Raw genomic sequence first — 14,691 nt, forward strand, 5'->3', positions numbered from 1 at the left:
TTCGTTGACCGATTATTTTTATGCTTGAACGAATTATGGAAGCATTTTGGTCCATTCCTGATGCCAATGGTTATTTTTGAAGAACCAAATATTACTAAATAATAATTAAGGACTTTGATGACCCAGACAAAAATATGGCTTTCTTCCCCTCACATGGGAACTAATGAACAACGCTATGTACAAGAAGCGTTCGATACTAATTGGGTGGCACCTTTGGGGCCTAATGTGGATCGATTTGAAGAAGCAATTCAAAATTTTGTAGGTAATGATATACAGGTTGCGGCCTTAAGTTCAGGCACGGCTGCCATACACTTGGCGTTGGAAATACTTGGTGTTTCTCAGGGTGACGAGGTAATATGCCAAAGTTTTACTTTTTCAGCATCCGCCAACCCAATTAAATACTTGGGTGCCAATCCTATTTTTGTGGATAGTGAAAGGGATACCTGGAACATCTCTCCGGTATTGTTGGAAGAGGCTATCAAGGATCGATTAAAAAATGGTGTGAAACCTAAGGCTATTGTCGCTGTACATTTATATGGCATGCCATACAAGGTTGAAGAAATTAGAAAAGTTGCAGACTCCTACGGTATCCCTATTGTAGAGGATAGTGCTGAAGCATTGGGGAGCATGTATAAAGGTAAAAACTGTAGCTCTTTTGGGGATATTGGTATCCTCTCGTTTAATGGTAATAAAATCATTACGACTTCTGGAGGTGGCGCAATGACTACTAAAAGTCTGGAAATCAAGAAAAAAGCAGTATTTTTGGCAACTCAAGCCAGGGATGATGCACCTCATTATCAGCATTCCAATGTGGGATATAATTATAGGATGAGTAATATACTTGCCGGAATTGGTCGTGGACAAATGGAAGTGTTACCTAATAGGGTAGCGGCTAGAAGAGCAAATCATGAATTTTATAAATCCCGTTTGGGAGATATGAGCGAAATTGAATTTTTAGACGAACCGAACGGTTTTTATTCCAATCGTTGGTTGACCTGCATTTTAACACCTTCCTTTGAGAAAAGGGAAATGATACGTTTGGCATTGTTGGAAGAAGATATAGAGTCAAGACCATTATGGAAGCCAATGCACTTGCAGCCCGTTTTTAAAAATGCCTTACATTTTAGTGATGGAACTTCTGAAGATTTGTTTGAAAGAGGATTGTGCTTGCCAAGTGGATCCAATTTGGAAACTTCCGATTTAGAGCGTATAGTTCATTTGATAATAAAAAAACTAGCCAAATGATAAAAAATTACCTGGTCAATAATGCACATAGATACGCATCCAAATGGTTGGTGCTTGCTATTGATGTTTTTTTAATATCGGTGGCTTTTATTATGTCTTATTTTATTCGATTTAACTTGACCTTCGAGTTTGATATCGAAAAATTGATAATGCAATTTCCTGTTGTCGTAGTTATTTCATTAATTTCTTTCTTAGCTATAGGCTCCTATAAAGGTGTGGTAAGACATACAGGTGTTAGGGATGTTTATAACATTTTCAATGCCATTTGTCTCTCAAGTATTTTTACCATTTTTATGGTAATTTTGAACAGGCAATATAATATATTGGAGGATTTTACTATTCCTTTGTCCATAATCATTATCCATAGCCTTATTGGTTTTATTTTGTTGGTCGCATCACGTTATGTATTTAAAACCAGCTATGATAATTTGGTAAAAAAGTTTAAAATCACCAAAAATGTATTGATTTTTGGTGCTGGTGAATCAGGCATACTTACCTATAATGCACTTACTACAACCACAAACAGTAAAGCCAGAGTTGTTGGCTATGTGGATGAAGATGTAAAGAAAATCGGAAAAAGCATCAATGGGGTTACCGTTTATGGGCCACAAGATCTAACTGAGTTTTTTATAGGTAAAAGGGATATTTCTGAAATCATTTTTTCGATTCATAATATATCCAATAACAAATTAAGGGAGCTTGTGCAGAGTTTGGTAGACTTACCGGTACAGGTGAAAATTGTACCTCCTGTGGAGGACTGGATCAACGGGGAATTGAATGTCTCCCAGATTAAACAAGTACAAATTGAAGATTTATTGAATAGGGTGCCAATTGACATCAAAAAGTCGAAGGTTTCCAATGAGTTAAAAGAGCAGGTTATTTTAGTCACTGGTGGTGCAGGATCCATTGGAAGTGAAATAGCAAGACAAATAGCTCATTACGAATACAAATCACTTATTATAATAGATCAAGCAGAATCAGCGCTTTACGATCTTCAACAAGAACTAAAACAGAATGGCTTTCATAATTTTGTTCCTATTGTTGGCGATATTCGGGATAAAAATAGAATGAATGAATATTTTCAGGAATTCAAGCCTACTATGGTGTTTCATGCCGCCGCCTATAAGCATGTGCCGTTAATGGAGTATAATTCTTATGAGGCCATTAAAATAAATGTAGCAGGAACGAAGAATATTGTGGATCTATCAATGACCCACAATGTGGATAAATTTGTTTTTGTATCTACGGATAAAGCGGTAAACCCGACAAATGTCATGGGTGCAACCAAGCGTATTGCCGAAATGTACATCAGTTGCATGCAACAGGAAAATAAGACCAAATTTATTACAACCAGATTTGGAAATGTTCTTGGCTCTAATGGCTCGGTCATTCCTTTGTTCAAAAAGCAGATTGAAAAGGGTGGGCCATTAACGGTGACCCATAAGGATGTTACACGATTTTTTATGACCATTCCAGAAGCTTCCCAATTGGTATTGGAGGCAGCTGCCATGGGTAGCGGTGGGGAAATTTTCATATTTGATATGGGGGATTCGGTAAAAATATTTGATCTGGCAAAGAATATGATCAAGTTATCCGGTTTAAAATACCCTGACGATATCGATATCAAAATAACAGGATTGCGCCCAGGTGAAAAGTTATATGAGGAATTATTGGCCAATGGTGAAAATACCCTTCCAACCTACCACAAAAAAATAATGATAGGCAAAGTAAGGGAATTGGATTACACTAAAATTAGATCTAAAATTGAAGAGTTATGTGTCACCAATATGTTTTTTAATGCCAATACGGTACCTCTGATGAAGGAAATTGTTCCTGAATTTGTATCCAACAATTCTGATCTTTGTAAGTTGGACCAAAAAAAAGATTCTAATAAAGGGGATGAAGGAACCAAGAAAATTTTGCAGTCCTAATTTTTCAAATTACTTTTATTGCTTAATCACTACTATATCCATGAAAAACCATTCTAGATTTTCAATTATTTCATTAGTGCTTCTTGTTTTTATAATCTCATCTTGTGCTTCTAAAAAGGAAGTGGTGTATTTTCAAAATGCAAGTAGTTTTGAAACCCTGGTCAACAAGAACGACTTTAGTCCAAAGTTTAAAGTAGATGATTTGGTCAGTATTTATATCTCAACTTTAGATAATGAGGCCAGTGTTCCGTTTAATTTGTTTAGAGGAGCTTCTGAAGGGGGAATCAGGCCTGAGCAAGTAGATTATCTAATTGATCAGAATGGAGAAATCGACTTTCCCGTAATTGGGAAACTAAAAATTGCTGGATTATCCCCAGAGGAGGTAAGAGTGTATTTAAGGAAAAAACTCTCGGATTATCTTAAAGATCCTATAATTAATATTCGACTTAGAAACTTTACCGTAACTATTCTCGGCGAAGTGAATAGACCTGGAACATATCCAGTGAATGGGGAACGTATAACTATATTTGAAGCCTTAGGGTTAGCATCGGATTTGACCATAAAAGGGATGCGAAAAAATGTAATGGTTATACGAGATTTTGATGGCACCAAAGTATATACAAGAATAGATTTAACAAAGAAAGAAGCCATGAGCTCTCCAGTATATTATTTAACCCAAAATGATGTTGTTTATGTAGAGCCCAATCAATCTGCTGTTACGGAATCCTCTTTGGATAATAGGGCGTCCATAGCAATTTCAATTGCATCCTTATTAATAACTTCTTCGGTTATACTACTTACAAGAAATTAATTTCTATCCCTAATAACCTTTACGTCCCGACATAATAGTATGGAAAAATATGATTTGAATGAAATTTTACAGACCTATACCAAACATTGGAAATGGTTTGTTCTATCTATAATAGTTGCTATTGCCTTTGCTTATGTTCATTTAAGGTATCAAGTTCCCGAGTATGAGGCTGTAGCCAAAATACAAATTCTTGAGGATAAGAATTCAGGCTCTGGAATTGATTTGTTCCAGGAATTGGATATATTCTCTGGAGGTAAGAATAATGTACATGATGAAATTGAACTTTTAAATTCCAGGTCCAATTTTATTGAAGTGGTGAAGGAATTGGGTTTAAACACAAAAGTGGAGCTTTTGGGTAATATTAGAAACTCAGAGTTATATAATAATCCACCAATAAAACTGAATTTTATTATTCCAGATTCAACGTTTTATAATTCGAATTTTAGCTTTTATATTACAATAACATCTCCAACTACCTTTGGTTATAGTTTGGAAGAAGATGAACCGGAAAGAGTATTGGGTTTTGGGAAAAATATACCTTCACCCGTAGGCGATATGATCATAACCCCAAATGGTGAAAATTTTGAAGGGTTTACGAATAAAAGAATGAAGGTTTCAGTTAACCCCATTTTTTTAGTGGCAAATGGTTATCGGAAAAAAATTAATGTAGCAGTTGCGGATGAATTTTCCAACATACTTAATATTTCATTGGAAGATCCCATTAAAGAAAAAGCTAGAGATATAGTTGATGGCTTGATAAGGATATATAACAGAAACGCTATAGAGGATAAAAAAATCATAGCAGACCGTACTTCTGAGTTTATTAATGATAGAATCGCAGATATTTCCACAAATTTATCCAGTGTAGACCAGTCGGCAGAAGATTTTAAAACGGATAGAGGAGTTACTGATATTGCTTCTGAAGCTAATATTAACCTTAATGTAGGCGTTGTTAATCAGCAAGAATTGGCAAATGTCAGGACAGAGTTGAATATTGCCGCATCAATGATGGATATTGTGGAGCAGCAGGATCGTTTCGAGGTTCTCCCCTCCAACTTGGGGCTTTCTGATCCTACTGTGAATAGTACCACTGCCAAGTACAATGAGATGGTAATGGAACGAAATAGATTGTTGAAGAGTTCCAATGAAAAAAACCCGGTTATTGTAAATTTGGACCAACAAATCAAAGGATTGAAACAAAGTATGCAATCCAGTTTAAAGAGTACTGTGAATAACTTGGGGATGCAGGTGAATACCCTGAGCAGCCAACAAGCTATTTTTAATTCAAAAATTTATTCTGCTCCTAAAAACGAGAGGGCATTACGGGACATAACAAGAAAGCAACAGACAACGGAATCCTTATATCTGTATCTATTGCAAAAGAGGGAAGAATCCCAAATTGCGGTTGCCTCATCAGCTCCTAAGTCCAAAGTTGTCGATTTTGCATATAATTCGAGTGAGTATCCTGTTTCACCTAGAAAAAACATTGTCTACTTAGCATCATTCTTTCTAGGTTTTTTGATTCCCTTCTCTATCATCTATGTGAGGGATCTATTGGATAATAAAGTGCATAATATGCATAGTTTGGAAAAAAAGGCCAAGGAAATTCCTGTTCTTGGGGAGCTTCCTAAATTATCCAAGAAAGATCAAAAACTTGTTATTAAGGAGGATCGATCAATTTTAGCAGAGTCTTTGCGTATAATTAGAACCAATTTGGATTATTTGATTAAGACAAAAAGAGCCCAATCTGGAAATAATAACATCATTTTTATTACTTCTAGTGTGCCTGGTGAAGGAAAGACCTTCTTGTCTTCTAACTTATCCATGATATTGGCCAGTACCAATAAAAAAGTTTTGCTGGTAGGGGCAGATATTCGAAACCCTAAGTTGTATTCCTTTTTTACATCAAACGAGATAGATAGTCTTAAAAAAGATAAGCAAAAAAGAGATTTGGGACTTACAGAATTTTTGTTTGATGAAACAGTATCCATACCAGACATCATAAATCCCATGTTGGTGTATAAAAACACAATTGATGTTATTTATTCAGGTAAAATTCCTCCAAACCCTTCAGAATTACTTATGAGTACCCGTTTAAAAGAGCTTTTTTCCAGAGTTTCTGAAGATTATGACTATGTAATTGTTGATACCGCTCCTTTGATGGTTGTTTCAGACACCTTGTTGATCAGCGAATATGCCAATCATTTGATCTATGTTACCAGAGCAGGAGTTACCGAAGAAAAGGCTATAGAATTTCCTTTAAAACTTCAAGAAGAAGGTAAAATAAAGGGCCTTTGTTTTGTTGTCAATGACGTTAAAGCTTCTAACTTGGGCTATGGTGGTAAGTATGGGTATGGTTATGGCAAAAGCCTTAAAAAGTGGTGGAAAATATAAACCCTACTTTTTGAAGGATTCAAATTGTTGTTTCAGGCGTTTTATTTTTTACTATAACCTTTAAATTTTAGGTTCACATACATTGATCCCTCCAGAATATAGTATAAAATCTATATTTTGGAGGGATTTCTTATTGGGTATTTTAACGAGAATCCTACCTATTTAAACGAGTTTTAAATCCTATGATCGTATGTTAACCGCTATTGCAATATCTTTGTATTTAGTGAGAAATTTTTCTTGACAAAAAAATGGATAACGCTATATACCAGGGAATTATGAATAAAAATTACTTTAATGGTTGGAATAGTATATTAATTATTCTGTTGTTGCTTACAACTTCAAATACGTTGGCACAAAGTTTTAATGCCTCCGGTCTTATAGGGGAAAACCTAGCCAACCCAACCTCACTGGATTTTGGGCCCAATGGAAATCTTTTTGTGTCTCAACAAGATGGTACCATCCTTGAATATACAGTAGCAAGGGATAATGCCCCTGCAGGAAGTGGCACATATAATATCACCAATACTGCCACTATAAATATAATTAAAACAGGTGTGCCTAATCATAACGATGACGGTACTGTAAATACTGCTAATACAAGACAGGTAACAGGTATTATGACAGCAGGAACTGCTACCCAACCAATCTTATATGTCAGTTCATCAGATTCTAGAATTGGAGGAGGCCCATCAACGGGTGATGTAAATCTTGATACCAATTCGGGAGTTCTTTCCAGATTGACATGGAACGGTAGTACTTGGGATAAGGTAGATCTGGTTCGTGGTTTGCCGCGTTGTGAGGAGAATCACTCAACCAATGGAATGGATATGTTCCAATTAAATGGTAATACCTATTTGTTGCTGCAACAGGGAGGTAACGCAAATAGAGGTGCGCCAAGTAATAATTTTGCCGGTACCTCGGAAACTTATTTATCGGGAGCTTTGCTTATAGTAAATTTAACTCAATTGGAGCAAATGGAAGCTGCCAATGGTGGACCATACGTTGATACTAGACAGGGATCTACCAAATACATTTATGATCTCCCTACGTTAAACGACCCTACTAAGGCTGATATTACAAATACCAGTCCTAATTTTCCTTATCCGTCTGGGCATCCTTTATATAATGCAACTATTGATATAGGTGATCCTTTTGGAGGTAATGATGGTCTTAACCAGGCATTTACAGAGCCAGGAGGGCCTGTGCAGATTTTTTCTCCTGGGTATCGTAATGCCTATGATGTTGTAATTACTGCAGATGGTAGGATTTATTCCGGAGATAATGGTCCCAACACAACTTGGGGTGGACTTCCTGTAATATATACCAGTGCCGGTAATAAAAAAGGGGACCAATCAACAACCACTTATAATCCTGAAAATGGGGATTATGTGACCAATGATTTTAATGAATCCGGAAGTACCGGTCATGGGGATGCTTTGCACTTTGTGGGAAATATAAATGATGCCAACGGCACCTATTATGGAGGACATACCGTCCCTTTAAGGGCCTTTCCCTCTAGAGCTGGTGTAATTACTCATAAATACAATGGTTCCTCCTGGGTTGTGGAGAATTCATTTAATTTCGGAACCCTTCTAAATGGGGTAACAGGATACTTTAATTCGAGTTTTTCTATCACCGACTTTCCCGATGATCCAAGACAAGGTGAAAACTTGGCTGCTGCCATTTCCAGCCCCAAGGTTAATATATTGGACATTGTAAATTCTTCCACCAATGGGATGTGTGAATATACAGCGAGTAATTTTGGAGGCGCCATGTTGGGAGATCTATTAACGGCATCTTTTAATGGGAATATTAATAGGTATGAGCTAAATGCAGCTGGAGATGCTCTTTTAGCTAAAAACAATACTTTTTTAAATGGTTTTGGTTCTATCCCATTGGATATAATTGCACAAGGGGACAATGATCCATTTCCAGGAACGATATGGGCGGCAACTTATGGTGGAGATAATATAACTGTTTTTGAACCCACGGATTTTGGGGCCTGTCCACAACCAGGTGATGCGGGCTATGATCCCTTGGCAGATAACGATTCTGATGGATATACCAATCAGGATGAAATTGACAACGGAACCAATATTTGTTCCGGAGGAAGCAAGCCCACGGATAATGATGGAGATTTTATATCAGATTTGAATGACCCTGACGATGATAATGATGGTATTTTAGATGTGGCTGATGCCTTTGCAATAGATGCAACGAATGGAACTGGTTTAAATTTACCTGTAAGTTATCCTTTTTGGAACAATGATCCTGGGACAGGGCTCTTTGGACTCGGTTTTACAGGGTTAATGTTAGATCCTGCAGGAGCAACAGATTATTTAAACCAGTTTGATCCGGAAAATCTATCCTTTGGTGGAGCTGGAGGAAAGGCTACCATTGATGGTGTTGACGAAGGTGATGCCCTTGGTAGTACCAATACACAAAATAATGGATTTCAATTTGGTGTAAATGTTGATGCTAATTCAGCTCCATTTACGGTACATGCAAAAATTGAAACCCCTTTCTCTGGAATTCCTCCAACAGACTTTCAGTCCTATGGAATTTATATAGGAAATGGTGATCAAGACAACTATCTGAAAATCACGCTGATGGATGGTACGGTTAATGGGGATGGCATTGATGGTTTTGAAGTATTACTGGAGGATGCAGGAACAGTAACATCACAGAATACCTTTGATGCTCCAGGTCTAATACAAGCATCATCTGCTGATATTTATTTTAGTGTGGATCCTGCTTCCAATACAGCTCAACCCTATTACTCTATGGACGGAGGGGAAACTATTGTTGCGTTAGGGACTCCAATTAATTTACCATTAAGCTTTTTGGACGCCAATGATTCAAAAGGATTGGCTGTTGGGTTGATTTCAACCTCCTCGGGACCCGGTGATGAGTTTACTGCAACCTGGGATTTTATTAATATCACAGAAAATGGTCCTGCTAATCTTACAATGACTCCTGATCCTCTGGATTTTGGAACTTTGGCTTCAGATTCTGGCCAAGTACAATTGATACCAGTACTTAAAAATGAAGGCGCACCAGCAACGGGTAGCATTCAAGTCACCAATATAACTTTTACAGGCCCAGATGCAGCCCTTTTTACCAATACAACCAATCTGCCCCTAAGCGTTGGTGCAGGAGGAAGTAAGACTTTGCCCATAAACTTTTTTCCTGATGGCACCGTAGGAGCTAAATCTGCCAATATTATCATTACACATACAGGTGTAAATTCTCCTTTAACCGTTTCGCTGACAGCCGTGTTAACGGACATTGTGGTGGTGACTCGTGTCAATGCAGGAGGTGCAGAAGTTACGGCAAATGATGGAAACCCTAATTGGGAATTTAATGGTACGACGGGAGCTTACACGGGACAGTCATATACAGTGAACACGGGGTCTATTACAACGGGGAATTTAGTGTACGCCAACAGGGATATTTCTATTCCTAGTTATATCACTGAAACTACCTTTAATTCTCTATTTCAAAATGAAAGATTTGATGTAGCTGCAGATCCCGAAATGCTATTCACTTTTCCAATAGGGAACGGACTTTACCAAGTGAATTTATATATGGGGAATAGTTTTTCTGGTACCAGTTCTGTTGGACAACGTATTTTCGATGTTCATATGGAAGGTGTAGCAGTTCAAGAAAATATTGATCTGATCAGTGAATTTGGCCATCAAGTAGGAGGAATGCTTTCCTTTATTGTGCCTGTTTCTGATGGAACCCTGAACCTCGAATTTTTACATCAATTGAATAAAGATAATCCCTTGGTCAATGCGATTGAAATTTTGGATGTGTCCAATAAAGACATTGCATTTGGGATTTTCCCCGTAAAGGATCAAGTAACTGTTGTCGGAAAATCAGTTTCTGTAGAGGTCAATGCTTACGGAGGTGATTCAAATGAGCCAGTGGTTTATAGTATATCTGGTCAACCCTCAGGCTTGTCAATAGATAGCGCTACTGGAATAATATCTGGAATAGCAGATGCAAGCGGAATTACTGGCGGGCCTAACAGTGATGGGATTCATATGGTCACCGTAATTGCAAGTAAAAATGGATCCTCTGATGTGCAGACCCAATTTACGTGGACTGTTACTCCCTTCTCAAGTTATAGAATAAATTCGGGAGGTAATCTGGTGGTTGCCACCGACGGAGAAACCAATTGGGAGTCCAATAATGTTTCTGGGGCTTCTTCCTCAGAAAACTACTCTGTGAATACAGGAATAATTACCACTTCGGGGCTTCAATACACAAATAGACACGCCTCTATACCTACATATATTTCTCAATCTGTATTTAACGCCCTTTTTGCACAGGAACGATATGATATTGCCAGTGGTCCAGAGATGGAATATCAGATTCCGTTGGAGAATGGGAATTATAAGGTGAACCTATATTTAGGAAATAGTTTTTCTGGTACAAGTCAAATTGGCCAACGAGTTTTTGATGTGCTAATAGAAAATGCCGTAGTAAAGGACAATTTGGATTTAATTGCTGAGTTTGGTCATGCTTCAGGGGGAATGTTAAGTTTCGAAATAGTATTGACAGATGGCCTTCTAAATATTGGTTTCGGTCATGTAGTAGAGAATCCATTAATTAATGCGATAGAGATTTTAAGTTCTACGGGAGAGGTAGTTGATTTTGAAATTACCCCGATAGCAGATCAATCCAATGTTGTGGGCCAAACAGTGTCGGTTTCTACAAGTACTACCGGAGGGGATCCCAATGAAAGTGTGTCGTATGCTTTAACAGGTCAGCCACAAGGAATCAGTATAAATACATCTACCGGATTAATTACAGGGACCTTACCAGCAACAGCTGCTTTAGAAGGACCTAATGGTGATGGAATATATAATGTTACAGTAAGTGCAAGTAAAACAGGTTCTCAAGATGTACAGACACAGTTTATTTGGACTGTATCCAGCTTTAATACTTATAGGATAAATGCAGCAGGTGCGTTGGTAGTATCAACAGATGGAGATACAAATTGGGAAGACAATAGTACTTCGGGTAATTTTACAAGTAATAATTACTCAGTGAATACAGGTATTATTTTAAATGCGAACTTGCAATATGCCAATAGGGATGCTAGTATTCCTGCTTATATAGACCAATCTACATTTAACGCTTTATTTGCCCAAGAACGATACGACACTCCAAGCGGGGACGAGATGGAATTTGTGATACCATTGCTCAATGGAAATTACGAAGTGAATATTTATTTAGGCAATAGTTTTGCTGGAACAAATACAGTGGGAGATCGAATTTTTGATATTGAATTGGAAGGGACTATCGTTAGAGATGATTTGGATTTGATATCAGAGTTTGGACATCAGGCAGGAGGAATGCTCTCTTTTCCAGTTTCTGTGCAAGATGGTAACCTTAATATTAGATTTTTACATGAAGTGGAAAACCCACTTGTAAATGCTATTGAAATTAGGGTAGACAACTCTTTATACCCACCAATTTTTATTGATCCTATTGCCGATCAGGATAATCAAGTGGGAGAATCCAGTACCATTTCAGTTGGAGCCAGTGGGGGTGATCCTAATGCAAATTTCACTTACAGCATTAGTGGACAACCATCTGGAATTAATATAGAACCTACCAATGGTCAAATATTTGGAACAATTACTGCCGATGCCTCTGAAGGAGGGCCAAATGGCGATGGAATTCATCAGGTTACCGTTGTGGTGACCAAACCAGGTTCACAGGCAGTAAGTGTAAGCTTTAATTGGACAATAGGGTATCAATGGATAAATAAAGATGAGGATGAGAATTATACCGCTAGACATGAGAATTCTTTTGTACAGGCTGGGAATAAATTCTATTTAATGGGAGGTCGTGAAAATGCCAAAACCATTGATATCTATGATTACAATAACAATACATGGACCTCTCTACAGGATTCTGCGCCTTTTGAATTCAATCACTTTCAAGCAACAGAATATCAAGGATTGATTTGGGTTATTGGAGCATTTAAAAGTAATAACTACCCGAATGAAGTTCCCACAGATTTCATATGGGCTTTTGATCCTTCTACGAATGAATGGATACAGGGACCCGAAATACCTGCAGGAAGAAAACGTGGTTCAACTGGTTTGGTGGTGCACAATAATAAATTCTACATCATTGCTGGAAACACTAATGGACACAACCCGGGATATATTCCTTGGTTTGATGAATACGATCCTGCAACGGGAGTTTGGACGCCATTAGGTGATGCGCCAAGAGCAAGAGATCATTTCTTTGCTTCTGTCATTAATAATAAACTTTATATCGCCGGAGGACGTTTATCGGCATTTCCAAATAATGTGTTTAACCAAACCATACCGGAAGTAGATGTATATGATTTTGCTAGTGGAACATGGAGCACCCTACCTACAGGCCAAAACTTGCCAACGCCTCGTGGGGGTGCTGCTGTAGCCAATATTAATAATAAACTTTTGGTGATAGGTGGAGAAGTTCAGAACCAAGATGTGTATGGTGTAAATACAACTGATGCCTTAAAGATTACTGAACAGTATAATCCAGTTAACGGTACTTGGACCCGTTTGGCTGATCTCAATAACGAAAGACACGGGACACAAGCCATCGTTTCTGGAGATGGGGTCTATATATTAGGTGGTTCACCTAACCTTGCCGGCGGCAATCAGAAGAATATGGAGTATCTGGGAGCAGATAATGCAACAGGTGTTGCCAGTCTTGCCAGTGCATTGATTGCTCCATCCCTTGTTGATATTTCGGAAGCGTCACAAAGGGACATCATATTAAATGCTGAAGATGGTAATATTGGTATTTTTATACGTTCCATGGAACTTTCTGGACCGGATGCTGCCGATTTCAGTATTGATGCGGGAAATTTGACAAACTTTTTAATCGCTGCACAAGGTCAACATACAATCACTGTTGGACTGACCGGAACAGGAACTGGTAGAAGCGCAACGCTTACCATAAATTATGGAACTACCTCAACCTTAGAAATTCAATTGACAACGGATAATACGGCACCTGTGGTCAACAATCCTGGTACTCAATATAATAATGAAGGGGATTCCGTTGCTCTACAGATCGTAGCCAATGATGCTAGTAGCAACCTAAGCTATAGTGCCACAGGCCTGCCACCAACCCTTACTATCGATCCAATAACAGGGCTTATTTCAGGAACGGTATCAGAAGGAGGTACAGGAAATGGAGCTTTTCAGGAAGAGAATGGTTTGGTTGTGATAGAAGCGGAATCTGCAACATTAGACCCTACCTGGAGTATAACAACTTTAGGTGGAGCAACTGGAATCATCGCAGGCTCTAATCATTTTAGTAATCAGAATGGAGGGACCTTGACCTATGATATAAATATTACAACCCCAGGGGTGTACCGTTTTAATTGGAGAAGCTTTTATAGTGGCGGTAGTCCAACCGATGAAAATGACAATTGGCTCCGTTTTCCAAATAATAATGATGTATGGTTTTTTGGATTTAAAGGTACACCAGCGAATGAAGCTAGTTTAATATCAAACTTACAGGGAAGTCAAACGAATATCGTATTCCCAGGGGGTAGTTCTAGAGTTACACCTGCAACTACGCCAGAAGGAAGCTCAAGTAATGGATTTTTAAAAATATATAGAAGTGGTGGCGCCTCACAAGTTTATGATTGGCAAGCATATACAAGTGATAATGATGCGCATAATATTTACGTTTATTTTGTCAACCCAGGAACTTATCAAATGGAAGTGTCCGAGCGTTCTGCTGGACACGCTATTGATAAAATGGCGTTGTATAAGCTTGATGGACCAGCCTATACTAAGGCTCAATTAACAGCAGCACCAGAATCACCGATATCTCAAGGCACTAATGGAGCCGCTGACAATAGCCCATACAATGTGCAAGTAGTTGTGGAAGATGATGCAAATCCTGCAGGATCTTCAACGATCGATTTTCAATGGATAATAGGGGAGGTAGGAAATCCTTTGGCTGTAGCCAATGCCATTCCATTAAGTGGAGATGTACCCTTAGAAGTTAGTTTTACAGGAAGTGATTCCACAGACGATATAGGCATTGTAAGTTATGCTTGGGATTTCAAGGATGGTAATACCTCCTCCCAAGCAGACCCTATCCATATTTTTACAACTGTTGGATCCTATGATGTTAGTTTAACTGTTACCGACGCTGATGGGAATACGGGCACGACCACTATAACGATTCAGGTGAACGACCCAACAAACGAGGCACCAGTGGCCATTGCAACCTCTGATGTTTCCAGTGGGGATGCACCATTGACGGTAGTCTTCA

General features: G+C 38.3%; 5 protein-coding genes. All 5 read left to right on the forward strand.

The genetic code is table 11. The features are described 5' to 3' along the window. The first annotated feature begins 117 nt into the window (after nt 1-117). Nucleotides 118-1,245 carry an aminotransferase class I/II-fold pyridoxal phosphate-dependent enzyme gene (locus ABXZ32_RS12770; protein WP_354619066.1) on the forward strand — a complete coding sequence of 376 codons (1,128 nt, stop codon included), beginning with the start codon at nt 118-120 and terminating at the stop codon, nt 1,243-1,245. Next, on the forward strand, nt 1,242-3,176 hold the full coding sequence (locus ABXZ32_RS12775; protein WP_354619067.1) for a polysaccharide biosynthesis protein: 1,935 nt from the start codon (nt 1,242-1,244) through the stop codon (nt 3,174-3,176). The genes ABXZ32_RS12770 and ABXZ32_RS12775 overlap by 4 nt, the downstream gene beginning before the upstream one ends. 40 nt (nt 3,177-3,216) lie before the next feature. Then, complete coding sequence (locus ABXZ32_RS12780) at nt 3,217-3,987, forward strand: polysaccharide biosynthesis/export family protein (RefSeq protein WP_354619068.1); 771 nt, start codon at nt 3,217-3,219, stop codon at nt 3,985-3,987. Nucleotides 3,988-4,026: 39 nt separating this feature from the next. Beyond that, complete coding sequence (locus ABXZ32_RS12785; RefSeq protein ID WP_354619069.1) at nt 4,027-6,381, forward strand: GumC family protein; 2,355 nt, start codon at nt 4,027-4,029, stop codon at nt 6,379-6,381. A 275-nt stretch (nt 6,382-6,656) separates the two neighbouring features. After that, nucleotides 6,657-14,691: malectin domain-containing carbohydrate-binding protein (locus ABXZ32_RS12790; protein WP_354619070.1), on the forward strand; the 8,035-nt coding region annotated here is incomplete at its 3' end.

Source organism: Sediminicola luteus, from assembly GCF_040566555.1.
GTDB lineage: Bacteria > Bacteroidota > Bacteroidia > Flavobacteriales > Flavobacteriaceae > Sediminicola.